The organism is Brevundimonas sp. M1A4_2e, from assembly GCF_053345555.1.
The window spans coordinates 52,570-67,743 of sequence record NZ_JBKFAI010000006.1; the positions used below are offsets into that span (position 1 = coordinate 52,570).

Annotated in this window: 14 protein-coding genes; 10 read left to right on the plus strand and 4 right to left on the minus strand. The window is 69.7% G+C overall.

Features of this window, described 5'->3' with window-relative positions; all coding sequences use genetic code 11:
• Window positions 1-36: 36 nt before the first annotated feature.
• From ptsP to ACLBV5_RS12740, 4 genes are all read left to right on the plus strand, one after another.
• Entirely contained in the window at window positions 37-2,316 is a 2,280-nt protein-coding gene (gene ptsP / locus ACLBV5_RS12725) for a phosphoenolpyruvate--protein phosphotransferase (RefSeq protein WP_447605889.1), read from the plus strand.
• Between the two features lie 98 nt (window positions 2,317-2,414).
• On the plus strand, window positions 2,415-3,542 hold the full coding sequence (locus tag ACLBV5_RS12730) for a helix-turn-helix domain-containing protein (protein ID WP_447605890.1): 1,128 nt from the start codon (window positions 2,415-2,417) through the stop codon (window positions 3,540-3,542).
• Window positions 3,543-3,622: 80 nt separating this feature from the next.
• Window positions 3,623-4,777 (plus strand): flavodoxin-dependent (E)-4-hydroxy-3-methylbut-2-enyl-diphosphate synthase, encoded by a 1,155-nt coding sequence (ispG, locus tag ACLBV5_RS12735; protein WP_447605891.1) that lies wholly within the window; start codon window positions 3,623-3,625, stop codon window positions 4,775-4,777.
• A 2-nt stretch (window positions 4,778-4,779) separates the two neighbouring features.
• A complete protein-coding gene (locus ACLBV5_RS12740) occupies window positions 4,780-5,376 on the plus strand; it encodes a glutathione S-transferase N-terminal domain-containing protein (RefSeq protein ID WP_447605892.1) in 597 nt (198 codons plus the stop codon).
• Window positions 5,377-5,379: 3 nt separating this feature from the next.
• On the opposite strand, the gene ACLBV5_RS12745 is transcribed toward ACLBV5_RS12740, so the two are convergent.
• The 3 genes from ACLBV5_RS12745 to ACLBV5_RS12755 all read right to left on the minus strand — a co-directional run bounded on the left by ACLBV5_RS12745 (window position 5,380) and on the right by ACLBV5_RS12755 (window position 7,614).
• Window positions 5,380-6,072, minus strand: coding sequence for a hypothetical protein (locus ACLBV5_RS12745; protein ID WP_447605893.1), 693 nt, complete (start codon window positions 6,070-6,072; stop codon window positions 5,380-5,382).
• A gap of 66 nt (window positions 6,073-6,138) precedes the next feature.
• Window positions 6,139-6,909, minus strand: coding sequence for a sulfite exporter TauE/SafE family protein (locus ACLBV5_RS12750; protein WP_025976908.1), 771 nt, complete (start codon window positions 6,907-6,909; stop codon window positions 6,139-6,141).
• An 87-nt stretch (window positions 6,910-6,996) separates the two neighbouring features.
• Entirely contained in the window at window positions 6,997-7,614 is a 618-nt protein-coding gene (locus ACLBV5_RS12755; protein ID WP_447605894.1) for a response regulator, read from the minus strand.
• Between the two features lie 198 nt (window positions 7,615-7,812).
• On the opposite strand from ACLBV5_RS12755, the gene prfA reads away from it, so the two are divergent.
• Window positions 7,813-8,880 carry a peptide chain release factor 1 gene (prfA, locus tag ACLBV5_RS12760; protein WP_278070253.1) on the plus strand — a complete coding sequence of 356 codons (1,068 nt, stop codon included), beginning with the start codon at window positions 7,813-7,815 and terminating at the stop codon, window positions 8,878-8,880.
• Window positions 8,881-8,890: 10 nt separating this feature from the next.
• Here prfA and ACLBV5_RS12765 read toward each other — a convergent pair whose 3' ends face one another.
• Window positions 8,891-10,078 (minus strand): YihY/virulence factor BrkB family protein, encoded by a 1,188-nt coding sequence (locus ACLBV5_RS12765; protein ID WP_447605895.1) that lies wholly within the window; start codon window positions 10,076-10,078, stop codon window positions 8,891-8,893.
• Between the two features lie 159 nt (window positions 10,079-10,237).
• Here ACLBV5_RS12765 and prmC point away from each other — a divergent pair, with 159 nt between their 5' ends.
• The 5 genes from prmC (at window position 10,238) to ACLBV5_RS12790 (ending at window position 15,056) form a co-directional block, all read left to right on the plus strand.
• Window positions 10,238-11,146, plus strand: a complete 909-nt coding sequence (gene prmC, locus ACLBV5_RS12770) for a peptide chain release factor N(5)-glutamine methyltransferase (protein ID WP_447605896.1) — start codon at window positions 10,238-10,240, stop codon at window positions 11,144-11,146.
• A gap of 276 nt (window positions 11,147-11,422) precedes the next feature.
• Window positions 11,423-12,322 (plus strand): DUF4167 domain-containing protein, encoded by a 900-nt coding sequence (locus ACLBV5_RS12775; protein ID WP_447605897.1) that lies wholly within the window; start codon window positions 11,423-11,425, stop codon window positions 12,320-12,322.
• Window positions 12,323-12,403: 81 nt separating this feature from the next.
• A complete protein-coding gene (locus tag ACLBV5_RS12780; protein ID WP_447605898.1) occupies window positions 12,404-13,750 on the plus strand; it encodes an ATP-binding protein in 1,347 nt (448 codons plus the stop codon).
• An 85-nt stretch (window positions 13,751-13,835) separates the two neighbouring features.
• On the plus strand, window positions 13,836-14,570 hold the full coding sequence (locus ACLBV5_RS12785) for a DUF4893 domain-containing protein (RefSeq protein ID WP_447605899.1): 735 nt from the start codon (window positions 13,836-13,838) through the stop codon (window positions 14,568-14,570).
• An 84-nt stretch (window positions 14,571-14,654) separates the two neighbouring features.
• Window positions 14,655-15,056: a hypothetical protein gene (locus ACLBV5_RS12790; protein ID WP_025976900.1), complete on the plus strand. Its 402-nt coding sequence runs from the start codon at window positions 14,655-14,657 to the stop codon at window positions 15,054-15,056.
• Window positions 15,057-15,174: the final 118 nt, after the last annotated feature.

Below are 15,174 nucleotides of genomic sequence, written 5' to 3' on the forward strand. Positions count from 1 at the left end.
TATCTGAACGGATCGGACGGTTAGGCGGGAGAGACCATGGTCAAGGGCGCAGCAGTGACGGCGAGGGGGCCACGCCTCCTGTTGCGCCAGATCCGCGAGGCCCTGGCCGGGCCGGGGGGCGGCGCGCCGGCCCAGACCCGGCTGAACATGGTGGTGCGGATCATCGCCCGCTCGATGGTGGCCGAGGTCTGCTCCATCTATCTGCGGCGCGCCTCGGGCGAGCTGGAGCTGTTCGCCACCGAGGGGCTGAACCCCGAGGCTGTCCATAACACCCGCCTGCGCCCCGGCGAGGGTCTGGTCGGCGAGGTGGCCCGCACGGCCGAACCGCTGAGCCTGTCGGACGCCCAGTCGCACCCCAGCTTCTCCTACCGGCCGGAAACGGGCGAAGACCCCTATCACGCCTTCCTCGGCGCGCCCCTGCTGCGCGGCGGCCGGGCCATCGGCGTTCTGGTCGTCCAGAACCGCGCCGCTCGTCGCTATGACGAGGAAGAGATCGAGGACATCCAGACCATCGCCATGGTCCTGGCCGAGACGGTGGCCTCGGGCGAGCTGCTGGCGCTGGAGGAGTTGCGCGACGTCGAGGTGGCGCCCCATCGGCCCGAACGGCTGCGGGGACAGAAGTTCGCCGAAGGCCTGTCGTTCGGTCGGGCGGTGCTGCACGAGGCGCCGATCGCGCCCGAACAGCTTCTGGCCGACGACCCGGTCGCCGAGGAGGTCCGCCTGAAGGCGGCGCTGGACGGTCTGCGCACCAGCATCGACGCCCTGCTGGAAGGCAGTCAGGGCAAGCTGGGCGGCACCCCCTATGAGGTGCTGGAGACCTATCGCATGTTCGCCGACGACCGGGGCTGGAACCGGTCGCTGGAGGAGGCGGTGCGCTCTGGCCTGACGGCCGAGGCCGCCGTCGACCGCGTCCGCAACGAGCACCGCGCCCGCTTCGCCAACGCCCGCGATCCCTACATCCGCGAGCGGCTGCACGACTTCGAGGACGTGGCCAACCGCCTGCTGCGTCTGATGGCGGGCGACCATCCGGGCCAGCGCGACCTGCCCGACGACGCGATCCTGGTGGCCAAGAATCTGGGTCCGGCGGACCTGCTGGAATATCCGCGCCACAAGCTGCGCGGCCTGCTGCTGGAAGAGGGCTCCGCCGCTGCCCACGCGGCCATTGTCGCGCGCGCCCTGCAGATCCCTTGCGTCGGCCGCCTTCAGGGCCTGCGCGACCGCCTGACCGAGGGCGATCAGGTGATCGTCGACGGCGAAACGGGCGAGGCCTATCTGCGGCCGCGTCCGGACATGCTGGCGGCGGTCGAGAGCCGCATGGCCGTGCGCGCCCAGCAGCGCGCCGAGTTCGACCAACTGCGCGACACCCCCGCCGTCACCAAGGACGGCAAGCGCATCGTGCTGCTGACCAACGCCGGTCTGGCGGTGGATCTGGAGAATCTGGACGCTACGGGGGCTGAGGGCATCGGCCTGTTCCGCACCGAGTTCCAGTTCATGGTCTCGGACGAACTGCCGCGCCTGGACTCGCAGACGGCGCTCTACAAGCTGGTGCTGGATGCGGCGGGCGATCGGCCGGTCACCTTCCGCACGCTGGATATCGGCGGCGACAAGGTCCTGCCCTATCTGGACAATGAGCGCGAGGAGAACCCGGCGCTGGGGCGGCGCGCCATCCGTCTGGGGCTGGATCGTCCGGCCCTGCTGAGGATGCAGCTGCGCGCCCTGCTGACCGCCGCCGCCGGGCGCGAACTGCGCGTCATGTTCCCGATGATCGCCACGGTGGACGAGTTCAGGGCCGCGCGCGAACTGGTCGACATTGAATGCGACTGGGCGCGGCGCCGGGGCCGCCCGCTGCCGTCCCTGCTGCGCGTCGGGGCCATGATCGAGTGCCCCAGCCTGCTGTGGCACCTGGACGCCCTGCTGCCGCTGACCGACTTCGTCTCGATCGGCACCAACGACCTGATGCAGTATATGTTCGCCTCCGACCGCACGAACCCGCGGGTGTCCGAGCGTTATGACGCCCTGTCGCCGCCCTTCCTGCGCGCCCTGGCCGAGATTCAACAAAAGTGCGCCGACAGCGCCACGCCGGTCTCCGTCTGCGGCGAACTGGCGGGCCGCCCGCTGGAGGCCTTCGCCCTGATCACCCTGGGCTACAGCCGCCTGTCCGCCCCCGCAGGCGGGGTGGGGCCGGTCAAGCGGATGATCCTGTCGGCGGATCTCAACGCGGCGCGACGGGGGATGAACGTCCTGCTCGGCTCCTCGGCCGGGTCGGTGCGCGGCGAGATCGAGTCGCTGGCGCGCAAGCTGAACGTGGAAGTCTAGGAAAGCTGCGCCGCTTTCCCGCGTTGCCCGCGCTCCTCGCCTCGTCTAAGCGGGGATGACGGGCGCACGGCCGCCTGGCGTGACGGAACCCCGACCCTATGGACCAGGATCGGCAAGCCGCGTTCGACTTCGACGCCGACGCGACGCTGGATCAGACCCCTGAGCCGACGCCCCAGCCGGCGCCGGAAGATCCCTCGGATGATTCCCTGGGCGCGACTTTGCGCGCCGCGCGTCTGGCCTCGGGCCTGTCGATGGCCCAGCTGTCGACCATGACGCGGGTGCATCCGCGTTTCCTGACGGCGCTGGAGCAGGCCGAATACGCCGCCCTGCCGTCGCGCATCTTCTCGATGGGCTATGTGCGCGCCTACGCGGGCGCCCTGGGGCTGGACGAGCTGAACGCGATCGAGCGGTTCAAGCAGGAATATCCCGATGCGGCCGTGCCGCTGCAGCCGCCGACGGGCGCCGCCCTGCAGCAGATGCGCCAGAACTCGCCCAAGATCCTGGGCGTCATCGGCGCCTTTCTGGCGGTGGTGGTCGGCTGGAACGTGTTTCAGCGCCTGAACCGTATCGAGGCGCCGCACCCGTCGGATCTGGTCGCCGTACCCAAGGACTGGGCCGAGCAGGCCGACCGCCAGCGCGACCGCGCCCTGTACCTCGGCGCCCCCCGGGCCGCCCCGCCGGATCAGACCACGCCGGCCATGTACATCACGCCGGGCTTGGAGGCGCAGCTGACCGGCATCGACCCGGACGACCCCAACGCCGCGCCGCCGCCCGCCCCGCCGGTGCAGGCCGCCTTCAACCCGCGCGGCGCCATCTACGGCGCCTCGGCCACGGTGTCGCAGGTCACGCTTCAGGCCCGCAAGCCCGCCATCCTGGTCATCCGTCAGGGCGACGGCCGCATCCTGTTCGCGCGCCAACTGGCGGCGGGCGAGGCCTGGCGCGCGCCGCCCGGCCTGTCGGCCACCATCGACACGCCCGATCCGGAGGCGTTCGACGTCTATCTGAACGGCGAGCACGGCGGGGTCCTGCCCGCGCCTCAGTCGCCGCTGGGCGCGCTGAACAATCGCGCCCAGGCCGCCGCGCGTGAATCCGAGGCGCGCGCCGCCGCCGCCGTCGAGGCCCGCGCCCGCGCCGCCCAGGCCGCCGCCGCCGCCGCCGCCGCTGCGCCGGGACCGCAGCCGTATCAGCCTGCCGCTGCCCCGGTCGCCCAGCCGCCCGCCGCCTGATCTGATCCTTTGGCTGCGACGACGATCTTTCGTCGTCTGTCGTGGTTTTGCCGTCCGTCCTGTCCTATGTGTACGGCGTCATGAGCGACCAAAGTTCCGAACTCGGCCACGTCCGCCCCTGGCGCCACATCGAGCGCCGCAAGAGCCGCCAGATCATGGTCGGCTCCGTTCCCGTCGGCGGGGGCGCGCCGATCAGCGTCCAGTCGATGACCAATACGCCGACCGCCGACGCGGCGGCGACGCTGGAGCAGATCCGCCAGCTGGAAGAGGCCGGGGCCGACATCGTCCGCGTCTCTTGCCCGGACGAAGAGTCGACGGCGGCCTTCAGCACCATTGCGCGCGAGGCCTGCGTGCCGCTGGTGGCCGACATCCATTTCCATTACCGCCGAGGCATCGAGGCGGCCCAGGCGGGCGCCGCCTGCCTGCGCATCAACCCCGGCAACATCGGCTCGATCGAGCGGGTCAAGGAGGTCGTTCAGGCCGCCCGCGACCACGGCTGCTCCATGCGCATCGGCGTCAACGCCGGGTCGCTGGAGAAGGAGTTGCTGGAGAAATACGGCGAGCCCTGTCCCGACGCGATGGTCGAAAGCGCCCTGAACCACGCCCGCATCCTGCAGGACCTGGACTTCCACGAGTTCAAGATTTCGGTGAAGGCGTCCGACCCCTTCCTGACGGTCGCCGCCTATCAGCAGCTGGCCGACGCCATCGACTGCCCCCTGCATCTGGGCGTGACCGAGGCGGGCCCGCTGCGCACCGGCACGATCAAATCGGCCATCGGCATGGGCAATATGCTGTGGTCGGGCATCGGCGACACCATCCGCGTGTCCCTGGCCGCCGATCCGGTCGAAGAGATCAAGGTCGGTTTCGACATCCTCAAGTCGCTGGGCCTGCGGCACCGGGGGGTGAACATCATCGCCTGCCCGTCCTGCGCGCGTCAGGGCTTCAACGTGATCGAGACGGTGGGGATTCTGGAAGAGCGGCTGGCGCACATCTCGACCGCCATGTCGCTGTCGATCATCGGCTGCGTCGTCAACGGGCCGGGCGAGGCCCTCTATACCGACGTCGGCTTCACCGGCGGCGGCAAGGGGGCGGGCATGGTCTATCTGAACGGCAAGATCGCCCACAAACAGGCCAACGACGGCATGATCGAGGAGATCGTCGCCCAGGTCGAAGCCAAGGCCGCCGAACTGGACGCCGCCCGCGCGGCTCCCGCCACCCTCAACGCCGCCGAGTAATCATGAAACTCTACATCACCACCCCGTCGCCCTTCGCGCGCAAGGTGCGCATCGTCGCCCGTGAAAAGGGTCTGGCCGACCGTATCGAGGAGATCGTCGTCGATCCCTACGGCAATGCGCCGGAGCTGCTGTCGACCAACCCGGTGGTGCAGGTGCCGACCCTGATCGCCGAGGACGGCCTGCCGCTGAACGACAGCCCGGTGATCGCTGAATATCTGGACGCCCTGGGCGCCGGCCCGCGCCTGCTGCCGCCGGAAGGCGCAGAGCGTCTGCGGGTCAAGCGGCTGGAGACGCTCGGCAATGCGGCGCTGGAGATGGGCGTCAAACTGGTGCTGGAGAAGCGCCGCCCGGAGCAGGAGCGCTCGGCGTCCTGGATCGAGCGCTGGACCGTCAATATGGGCCGCGCCCTGGACGCGCTGGAAGCCGCCGCGCCGGACGGCCAGGCGCTGGACGTGGGCGTGCTGACGGCGGGCGTCGCCGTCACCTGGATCGGCTTCCGCCACCCGGACTACGACTGGAAGACCGGGCGCCCGAACCTGGTCGCCCTGCAGACGGCGCTGGAGCAGCGGCCCAGCTTCATCGACACCTATCCCGTCTGAGGCTCAGTCGTCCCCGTCGAACGCGGCGAGAAGGCGGTAACGCAGACGGGTGTTGTCCGCCTCCAGAACCTCCAGCCGGGCGCCGCGAAAGCCGATCACCGCGCTGTGGGCCAGGTCATAGTCGAGGCTCTGGGTCTGCGGCGCGCTGTCGCCCATCGTCTCGCGATAGAGGAAGCGGACCTTGCCGTCGGCCCGGCCGTGGTAGATCAGCTCGCGTCGCCGCGCGCCCTCGTCGGCCTCTTCGATACGGATATCGCGCACCTGGGGCGTCGCGTTCCAGGTCAGGACGCACTGGCCCGGCGTGATGAAGCCGCGCACCGGGCCTGAGCCGTCCTTGGCGCGGCACAGCCCGCCGGAGGCGTAGGGCGCCGTTCCGAACAGCGGATCGCGGGCGGTCATCCGGTCGGAAAAATAATAGATGTGGCGGGCGTCGCTCTGGCGCGCCGCCAGTCGGCCCGGCGCGATGGTGAAGCGTTTTCTCAGCACCCCGTCGCCCCAGCTCAGCTCATTGGCCAGGGCCAGACCCGGCAGGCTTCGGCTCCGTCCTGTCGCGACCGCCGCCTCGCCCACTTCGATGGCGGCGACGGCGCCGAGAGCGGGCTGATCGATCTGTTCGATCTGCGGCGGGATCGTCTGTGTCGAGGCGCAGCCGGACACCAGTCCCCCGACCATGACGCCGATCATCCATACGCGCATTCGTCGCCCCCCGGCCTGGTGTGGGGACAGTCGGCCAGCCGCGCGATCGGCTGTCAATGACCCGCGTTAGGTCAGGAGCTGATAGCCCTGGAACGCCGCCAGCACGATCAAGAGGCCGCCGACGGCATAGGTCAGCACCTTGCGCGGCACCTTCTTGACGATCAGGCCGGCGAAGGGGGCGGCGATCAGCCCGCCGACGACCAGTCCGCCCACAGCGGCGGCGTGATTCTGGAGGGCCCCGGCTTCTTCCCAGTGGCCGGTGACCAGGGCCCAGACGAAGGTGGCCGAGACGGCGACGGTCAGGAAGAACTCGGCCGTGTTGACCGTGCCGATGGCCTTGCGGGGCTCGTGCCCGGCGCCGACCAGGGTCGAGGAGACGGTCGGCCCCCAGCCTCCGCCGCCGATCGCGTCCAGAAAGCCGCCGACCAGTCCCAGCGGCCCGGTGATCCAGGCGGGCAGGCGGCGGTGCGGAATATCGTGCCCGGCCCGCCACAGAATCCACACTCCGATCAGGGCCAGATAGGCGACGATGAAGGGCTTGATCACCGCCGCTTCCAGCCCGGTCAGCACATAGGCGCCCAGAACTCCGCCGATCACCCCGGCGACGGCCAGCGGCGCCATCAGCCGCCATTCGACGTTCTTGTGCCAGGCGTGGCTGCCCGCCGAGGCGGCGGTGGTGAAGACTTCGGCGGCGTGAACGCTGGCCGACGCCGTGGCCGGGGGCACCCCCAGCGCCAAAAGGACGGATGACGAGATGACGCCATAGGCCATGCCGAGCGCCCCATCGACCGCCTGGGCCAGGACGCCGACCAGCAGAAACAGGAAGAAGGTTTCCATTCAGCGCCTCAGCCGGGGATTACGGACCATCAGGCGCAGGTCGCAGCCGGTCTGGCAATGGCCTGCGCGAAGCGCCCCTGCCGGGCGTCAGGCCCCCTCCAGCCGGGCGATGGCGTCCAGCACGTCGCGCCCGCTGTAGGGTTTGATCACCATGGCGGCGGCCAGCTCGGCGTTGTGCGCCGCCGCCGTGACGTCGCCCGACAGGAAGATGACCGGCACGCCCCAGCGCGATTTCAGCTTGCGCGCCAGGTCGACGCCGGTCGCCTCGCCCGACAGATTGATGTCCAGCAGGGCCAGGTCGATGGCGTGCAAGGCGGTCGCGGCCTCGGCCGCTTCGGCGCTGTGGAAGGGGCCGATCACGCGATGTCCGGCGGCGTCCAGCGCCTCGGTCAGATCGGCGGCGGCGTCGGCGTCGTCCTCGACCAGCAGGACGGTGCGGGGCTCGACCGGCGTGGAGGCCGCCGTCGGCTCCGGCGGCGCTTGCCGCACCAGGACCGCGCGGAGATAGGGCCACAGTTCGGCGGCGGGCCGCTCGGCGTCCAGGTCGAAGATCTTGGCCAGAGCCTTCAATTCCTGTTCGGCGGCGGGGCTTATGGAAGGTGAGCCCGGCGTCAGCAGGCCGTCGTAGAGCGCGCACAGGCGCGCGACATCGGCGCCCGGCGCAATGGCCGCCGGCGCCCCTTCAGGAGGTTTCTGATATGTCATGCCCTGTCTCCTCTTCCGTTCCAGCCCGTTAAAGTCGAGGTGGAGCTAGGGTGTTTGCAGGTGCGAAGAAACCGGGCTGACGGGCTTGTGACGGCCGTTCACAATCGCTCCATATGCGCGTGTAGAGGCGTTTTTATCGACACGGCGCGGCGGCGCGGGTAAGGCTCCGCCCTCGTTTTCCTCTGCAAGGACACGCCGTTGCGACTGCCCCAGGCCCGGCTCGATCAGGTGCTCGACCGCTTCCATCAGGTGGAGGCCCGCATGGGCGCCGCCACGGACGGCGCCGAGATCGTGCGCCTGTCCAAAGAGCACGCCGAGCTCAAGCCGGTGGCGGATGCGGTTCAGGCCCTGGCGCGCGCCCGCGCCGAGATCGAAGACCTGAAAGCCATGGCCGCCGACCCGGAAATGGCCGCCCTGGCCGGCGATGAACTGGACGCCCTGACTGCACGCCTGCCGGAACTGGAGCGCGAGGTCGCCTTGCTGCTGGCGCCGCGCGACGCCGATGAAAACGCCTCGGCCGTGCTGGAAGTGCGCGCCGGCACCGGCGGGGACGAGGCGGCGCTGTTCGCGGGCGACCTGTTCCGCATGTATTCCCGCTACGCCTCCACGCGCGGCTGGCGCGTCGAGATCGACAGCGCGACCGAGGGCGATGCGGGCGGCTTCAAGGAAATCATCGCCACCGTCAGCGGCGAAGGCGTGTTCGGCCGTCTGAAGTTTGAAAGCGGCGTCCACCGCGTCCAGCGCGTGCCAACCACAGAGGCGGGCGGCCGCATCCACACCTCGGCGGCCACGGTCGCCGTCCTGCCCGAGGTCGAGGACGTCGAGATCGAGATTCTCGACAAGGACATCCGCATCGACACCTTCCGCGCCTCCGGCTCGGGCGGCCAGCACGTCAACAAAACGGATTCGGCGGTGCGCATCACCCACCTGCCCACCGGCATCGTCGCCACTTCGTCAGAGAAGTCGCAGCACGTGAACCGCGACAAGGCGATGAAGAACCTGCGCATCCGCCTGTACGACATGCAGCGCCAGGCCAAGGACGCCGCTCGTTCCGACGCGCGCAAGTCTCAGGTCGGCTCGGGCGACCGGTCCGAGCGCATCCGCACCTACAACTTCCCGCAAGGGCGCGTGACCGATCACCGCATCGGCCTGACCCTGCACAGCCTGCCGCAGATTCTGGAAGGCGACCTGGCCCCTTTGCTGGACGCCCTGATCGCCGAGGATCAGGCCGCTCGCCTGGCCGATCTGGAAGCTGAGTTCGCTTAAGGCTCAGGCATCAGCGCCGTTTCTTGCGGGCGCCTCGCTTCAGCACCCGGTCGCCCAGGCTCTCGGCGTATTTCAGCGTATAGGCCAGGGCGGCGGGGTTGCCGCGACGGGCCCCGACGGAATCGGCCATCACTGCGCCCCGCTCGCCGATGGCCAGGGGCGGGCCGATGGTCGTGTCCTGGGCCGTCTGGTGTTCGATCTCGGCGTTCAGGCGCGCGCCCATCAGGATCACCTGCACCGAGAACCAGGTCCACAACAGGAAACCCATGGCCGCCGCCAGCGGGCCGTAGGAATCGGTGCGCACGAAGTTGGTCAGGAACCAGCTGAACAGGAAGGAGACCAGCAGGCTCATCGTCGCTGCGAACAGGGCGCCCGGCGTCAGCCAGCGCCACCGCGCCCGCGCCCGGCTCGGCCCCAGCCGATAGATCAGGGCCAGCGCGCCGACATAGCCGAAGAACAGCAGGGGCCAGCGGAGCGGCGCCAGATAGGCCCATTCGTCCTGAAGCCCGAACACCGCCAGCACCAAGGGCACGCCGACCACCAGGGCCGAACTCAGCAGCACGGCCGCCATCGCCGAGACGGTGAAGGCCATGCACATCAGGTTGTAGACCACGATGTTGCGCCGCTCGACCTCGTGATAGGCGAGATTCAGGCCGTAGAAGAGCGTCTTGATGCCCCCGTTCGCCGCCAACAGCGTCAGCAGCAGGGTCCACACCAGGGTGAAGGTCAGCTGACCGGTGGAATTGCCCGCCAGCCGCGTCATCTCAGCCCCCAGGAACTGCGCCACGTTCGAGGGCAGGATCTCATACAGGAAGCTGAGCTGCCCCCAGGCGTCGGCCGGATCGGCGAACAGGCCGTAGATGGTGACGAAGGCGCCCAGCGTCGGGAACAGCGCCAGCAGCATGAAGAAGGTCACGCCCCCCGCCACGAAGCCGACCCGGTCGCCGAAATAGCCCATCACCGTGCGCCACAGGATATCGACCCAGCCCTTGTGCGGGATTTGCAACGGCCGCTGGGCCAGGCGACCGCGTCCCGGCTCCTTGGCGTCATAGTCCTCGGGCGTCGGATCGCGCGGCGGCAGGACGTCGGGGCGCGGCGGCCGCAGCTCAAGGCCGAAGCGATGGCCTTGCGTATAGAGCAGGTGGGCGGCGGTGGCTCCGGTCGCCAGCCCGCCGGCCGCAGCCGCCAGATAACGCACCAGGCCGCCGCTGCCTCTCGTCGAGGAACCAGAGGGGCGACGCCTTGAACGGCGACGGTTCGATTTGAGCAGGTCGTGAATCCCCATTCGCCCCTCAACGGCTACGCTGCGATGCCGTTCCGTCTTGAAATCGCGCGCCGCAGACCCCAATCACCGGGAATGCCCGATCAGAACACCCAACCGACCCTGCTGACCGCCTGGAAAGGCGCGCAGGCCCGCCTGAAGGCCGCCGGCATCGACAGCCCCTCCATCGACGCCCGCCTGCTGCTTGAGGCGGCGACCGGGGCGGGGCGCGTCGACATCCTGACCGATCCCTATCGCGCTCTCAGCGAAGAGCAAAGCCGCGCGCTGGACGCCATGGTCGATCGCCGCCTGCGCCGCGAGCCGGTGTCGCGCATCCTGGGCCGCAAGGGCTTCTGGAAGATCATGCTGAACGTCACCCCCGACGTGCTGAGCCCGCGCCCGGACACCGAGACGGTGGTGGACGTCATCGTGCGCGCCTTTCCGCCGCACTCGACCTTTGAGATGGCTGATCTGGGCACCGGGTCGGGCGCCATCCTGCTGGCGGCCCTGGCCGAGCGGCGCGGCGCGCGCGGCGTCGGCACCGACATCTCGACCGAGGCCATCGCCGTGGCGCGGGAGAATGCGGCCAATCTGGACCTGAACAACCGCTGCACCTTCATGCGAACGGACTGGGCGGCGGGTTTCGCCGACGCCAGCTTCGATCTGGTGGTGTCCAACCCGCCCTATATTCCGACCGGCGACATCGCCGGCCTGGACCCCGAGGTGCGCGAGCACGACCCTCATCTGGCTTTGGACGGCGGGCCGGACGGGCTGCAGCCCTATCGCGACCTGGCGCCCGAGATCGCCCGCATCCTGCGCCCCGAAGGCGTCTTCGCCGTCGAGATCGGCTGGGACCAGGGCGAGGCGGTCAAGGCCCTGTTCGAGGCGGCCGGCTTCACCGACGTCAAGGTGGTCAAGGACCTGGCGGATCGCGACCGCGTCGTGACCAACGGTCCGGACCCCCGCGTGGGCCCCATCCCCGAGGTCGAGGCGCCGCTGCAATAAAAACCCTTGGAAAGCGGCGCGCCGCGCGCTAAGTCCGTGTTGTTCCCATCCCAACGCATCCTTTTCGGGCAGGTTTGCTCGCTTAAGCGCGTCCGGGTCCAGTGACGGTCGCGCCCCTCAGACGGACGCGGCGGACCACGGGGAACGCACGGTTTTCCGAAAAGCTCGCACCGGGGATAGGCCCCGAACGAACGGAACGACGAACAGGGTCCCGCCCGTCTTCTTCGACGGCGGCCCGCACCAGCACGGTAAGCTCCGATGAGAGATTTCAAGGGCATGAAGCGTCAGCGCGGACGCAACCGGAAGCCCGGCGGCGGCAACAACGCCAACGCCACAAATCCGAACCGCTCGTGGGACTCGCAAGGTCCTGAGAACATCAAGGTCCGGGGCAACGCCCAGACCGTCTATGAACGCTATATGCAGCTGGCGCGCGACGCCGCAGCCGCTGGCGACCGCGTCCTGGCGGAGAACTACACCCAGCACGCCGAACACTATTTCCGCGTCCTGCGCGCGCTTCAGCCGCAACGCCCGGTCAGCGAGATCGCCCAGCGCGAACTGGCGGGCCAGGGCTTTGACATCGATTTCGAGGACGAATCGGGCGCTCAGGCCGCCGCGATCATCGCCGCTCAGCAAGCCGAGGAGCGCCGTGTAGAAGACGAGGCGCGCCGCCAGGCCGAGCGTGCCGACCGTGAGGCCAACCGCGACCGTGACCGCGATCGCGACCGTGACCGTGACCGCGAGGGATCGGACAACGGCGCCGACGCCGAAGGCCGCGAGGGCGGTCGCCGCGAAACCCGTCGGGAGCGCTGGGAGCGCCGGCGTGAGGAGCGCAACCGCCGCTTCGAGAACAATGAAGGCGAAGGCGACGCTGCCGCCTCTGGCGAAGATTCGGCCCCGGGCGAGGACCAGCCGATTCAGAGCGCCGAGGCGCCGGCCGTGGTTGAAGAAGCCCCGGTCGAGCGCGCGCCTCGCGCGCCTCGCGCTCCGCGACGTGCACGTGCGGCGGCCGAGGACGATGCGGCTCAACCGACCGATGACGCCGCCGCTCTGCCGGGCTTTCTGACGCGGCCGATCGCGGCCGGAGAAGCGGCCTCCGCCGAGGATGAACCGGCCCCCGCGCCCAAGCGTCGCACCCGCCGCAAGGCCGATGCGGTCGCCACGGACGAAGAAGGCTGAGACCCGCTTAACCCGTAGGGGTTGCGCCTACAGACAAATACAACCTTTCGTCGTCATCCTCCCGCTCTGGGAGGAAGGCTGATGGAATTGCTCGTCTTTGTAGTCGCTCTCTGTCTGGCGACAGGCGTCGCCGGGGTCCGGCTGTCTTTCCGCGCGCATCGACGCATCGGCGCGGTCCAGCGTCTTCATGACGGCCAGCTGGAAGGCGCCCGTGGCCGCGTCGCCCAGCTCGAGGCCGCGCTGACGCAGTCCGATGCGGCGCGCCTGCGTGCTGAAGAAGAGGCCTTTCAGGGCCGTCGTCGCCATGCCGATCTGATCCGCGTCGTCAGTCGCCAGATGCGCACGCCGCTGGAGGGCGTGCTGGGCTTTTCGGATCTGCTGCGGTTGAACGCAGGGGGCGAGCCGCTCAGCCATCGCCAACGGCAGGCGGCCGAACGCATCGGCGAAGCGGCGACGCGCCTGCTGACGCTGGTGGAGGGCTTGAGCGCCCTGGCCGAGGCCGAACGGCCGGCGACGGGCCGGCTTCAACGCGTCGATCCCCTGTTGCTGGCGCACCGCGCCTGCCTGCCCCTGCTTCAGGAGGCCGAGGCGGCCAAGGTGTCGCTGGCCCTGCCCGAGCCTCAGGCCGGGCTGACCGCGATGGCGGATCCCGAACGCCTGATGCGCGTCTTCGCCGACGTGATCGCGGGTGCGGTACGCCGCAGCGACCCCGGCGGCTCTGTGGAGATTCAGGCGCGCCGTCTTGGCGGCGAGGTCCAGGTGACGGTTCGCGACAACGGTCCGGGCCTGTCGTCGGCGCAGCTTGAAACCCTGTTCCAGCCGCTCGCCGCCCACGCCATCGCCGCTGTCGGCGAAGAGGGCGCCCGCTCATCCTGGCCGGGACTGGCCGCCGCCAGGACCCAGTTGCAAGCCATGCAAGGCCGTCTCGAAGGCGTCAGCGCCGAGGGGCGGGGCGCCGCCTTCATCATCAGCCTGCCTGCCGTCGACGCGGCTTCGACGGATGGGGCGCCGAATGCGGATCGCCTGTTGCCGGAGCTGTCGCGGTTGCCGCACGGCGTGGTCCTGTATGTCGCCAGGGACAAGGCCGCCGTCGCCCTGATGCGACGCCTGGTGCAGGATTTCGGCGGCTTGCAGCTTCATGTCGCGGACTGCGCGGCCAAGGCCGCAGCGATGGCGCGCGACCTGCGGCCGGACGCAGTGGTGCTCGATCTGGATCTGGCGGCGGACGGCGGCGCGGCCTTCCTGACGGACCTGCGGAGGGACCCGGCCATGCGCTCCACCCCCGTGCTGGGCGTCAGTTCGGATCCTGAGGTTTCCAGGGCCGCGGACGTGGCCGAGGTGCTGCACCGCCCGGTCTCCGTGACGGGGTTGGCGCAGGCGTTGACGCGCGCCCTCAGCGGACCGCCGGCGATGCGCGCCGCTTCATAAGTCGCGGCTCAGGGTTGACGCGGAGGGCTGCGACGGCTTCCTAGAGAAATGGGGCTTTCGATCCCGTTCGTCAGGGAAACCCGATATGCAGCGCGCGCCCGTTGACTTTTTCCGACCAACCGTTGTCCGCACCGGTCTGGCGGCGCTGTCGCTGTCCGCCCTGCTGGCGGCGTGCGCCACGACCCCGCCGCCGCCCCCTCCGCCTCCGCCGCCGCCTTCCATTCCGGCCGCGCCGGACGCGCCGACGGGCGCCGTGCTGGCGGATTGGCGCGGCGTCATCACCGCCGCCGATCGTGATCGTTATCAGCGCCGGGCCGCCGCCTGGTCGCTGGCTCTGGAGCAGTCCAGGCGTCAGACAGGTTCGGGCGACCTAGCGTCGCTGGGCGATCTGATCGACCCGGCCGCGACGCGGGCGGGCGTGACGCCGCCTGAGGGCGCCTATCGCTGCCGGACGGTCAAGCTGGGCTCTCAGGGCGGTGACGGCGGTCTGGGTTATGTCGTCTACGGCTGGTTCGCCTGCCGCATCGAGAACACCGCCCTGGGGCTGAAGCTGACTAAGCTCAGCGGCTCGCAACGTCAGGCGGGCCTGCTGTTCCCCGAGAATGATCGTGAAATGGTCTTCCTCGGCTCGATGGCGCTGGCGTCGGAGCCAGCCGCCCGCGCCTATGGCCAGCGGCCCGAGCGCGACATGGTCTCGGTGCTGGAGCGGATCGGCGAAAGCCGCTGGCGGCTGGTGACGCCCTGGCCGGCTAATGAGTCCAACCTCGATATCCTGGAGCTGGTTCCTGCTCCGGCCGCGACGCTGAAGCGCCGACGCTGATCGGCGTCGTCATGATGCTTGACCGCAGGCGGCTCTCGCCGCCACCTTGCGCGTCTCTTTGCTTTAGCTTTTCAGGACAAGCCCATGCGCGGCGTCGGCCTCACCGTTGGATCCATCGTCGGCGTCGTCGCCGTCCTGGCGATCGTGCTGATCGGATTTCCGACCTACAACGTCTACTCCAAGCAGATGGCCGGCCGCGCCGCCTATGAAGAGGCGGTGCAGAACCGCCGCATCCGCGTGCTGGAGGCCCAGGCCGCCCTGGACTCGGCCAAGCTGACCGCCGCCGCCGAGATCGAGCGCGCCAAGGGCGCCAATGAGGCCAACCGCATCATGGCTGAGGCCCTGGGCGGCCCGGAGGCCTATCTGCGCTGGTCCTACATCAACATGCTGCAGGAGACGGCCGGCAAGGACGGTCGCCAGACCATCTACATCCCGACAGAGGCGGGCATGCCGATTCTCGAGGCGGGGCAGCGGCCTGCGCGCTGACCGAGGCCCTTCTTCCCTTGTGGGAGAAGGTGGCATGCGCAGCATGACGGATGAGGGGTGATGGCGGGCGGCTTCAAGGTTCAAACGTGTCGTCGCCCCACATCTTAGGCGAGGCGCC

Excerpts from the sequence above, each read along its gene's own strand:
- ptsP (WP_447605889.1), top strand. The coding sequence starts at position 37 with ATGGTCAAGGGCGCAGCAGTGACGGCGAGGGGGCCACGCCTCCTGTTG.
- ACLBV5_RS12730 (WP_447605890.1), top strand. The coding sequence starts at position 2,415 with ATGGACCAGGATCGGCAAGCCGCGTTCGACTTCGACGCCGACGCGACG.
- ispG (WP_447605891.1), top strand. The coding sequence starts at position 3,623 with ATGAGCGACCAAAGTTCCGAACTCGGCCACGTCCGCCCCTGGCGCCAC.
- ACLBV5_RS12740 (WP_447605892.1), top strand. The coding sequence starts at position 4,780 with ATGAAACTCTACATCACCACCCCGTCGCCCTTCGCGCGCAAGGTGCGC.
- ACLBV5_RS12745 (WP_447605893.1), bottom strand. The coding sequence starts at position 6,072 with ATGCGCGTATGGATGATCGGCGTCATGGTCGGGGGACTGGTGTCCGGC.
- ACLBV5_RS12750 (WP_025976908.1), bottom strand. The coding sequence starts at position 6,909 with ATGGAAACCTTCTTCCTGTTTCTGCTGGTCGGCGTCCTGGCCCAGGCG.
- ACLBV5_RS12755 (WP_447605894.1), bottom strand. The coding sequence starts at position 7,614 with ATGACATATCAGAAACCTCCTGAAGGGGCGCCGGCGGCCATTGCGCCG.
- prmC (WP_447605896.1), top strand. The coding sequence starts at position 10,238 with ATGCCCGATCAGAACACCCAACCGACCCTGCTGACCGCCTGGAAAGGC.
- ACLBV5_RS12775 (WP_447605897.1), top strand. The coding sequence starts at position 11,423 with ATGAAGCGTCAGCGCGGACGCAACCGGAAGCCCGGCGGCGGCAACAAC.
- ACLBV5_RS12780 (WP_447605898.1), top strand. The coding sequence starts at position 12,404 with ATGGAATTGCTCGTCTTTGTAGTCGCTCTCTGTCTGGCGACAGGCGTC.
- ACLBV5_RS12785 (WP_447605899.1), top strand. The coding sequence starts at position 13,836 with ATGCAGCGCGCGCCCGTTGACTTTTTCCGACCAACCGTTGTCCGCACC.
- ACLBV5_RS12790 (WP_025976900.1), top strand. The coding sequence starts at position 14,655 with ATGCGCGGCGTCGGCCTCACCGTTGGATCCATCGTCGGCGTCGTCGCC.